This is a genomic window from Paenibacillus xylanexedens, from assembly GCF_007676705.1.
In the GTDB taxonomy this organism is placed as follows: Bacteria; Bacillota; Bacilli; order Paenibacillales; family Paenibacillaceae; genus Paenibacillus; species Paenibacillus xylanexedens_C.
Genome location: NZ_VEBF01000077.1, coordinates 1 through 350, shown reverse-complemented (window position 1 = coordinate 350; position 350 = coordinate 1). Strand labels below are relative to the sequence as shown.

Annotated in this window: 1 pseudogene; it reads left to right on the top strand. The window is 47.1% G+C overall.

The annotated features are described in order from the left end of the window. Positions 1-350 (top strand): annotated as a pseudogene (locus tag FS628_RS31600) (hypothetical protein); the annotation flags it as partial.

The window sequence follows — 350 nt, the reverse complement described above, 5'->3', positions numbered from 1 at the left end:
AAAAGCATTGGAAAAGAAGGGTTTTTGGAGCTTCTCCAGTGTGGAGAAGGGTAAAGGAAAATGGGGTTATATGGGGGTTTTGAAGGATGGAGTGAAGATTGATGTGGGAAGGAAGGGGCGGAGAGAGAAAGTAGAAGAGGTGGAGAATAATGGGAATGTTAGGGTTGTGGTGGGTTATGAGGGTGGTGGGTGGAAGGAGTTTTTGGTGGAAGTTGGGATTTTGGTGTTTGTTGTGAGGGAATTGATAGGATGGGGTTGGGAGCATCGGTGGTTTGTGTTGAATAAACAGGGGTGGAGGCGGAGGGTCGTTGGTGGGGAATGGATGGTGGTGGATGAGTTAATTAATGAAT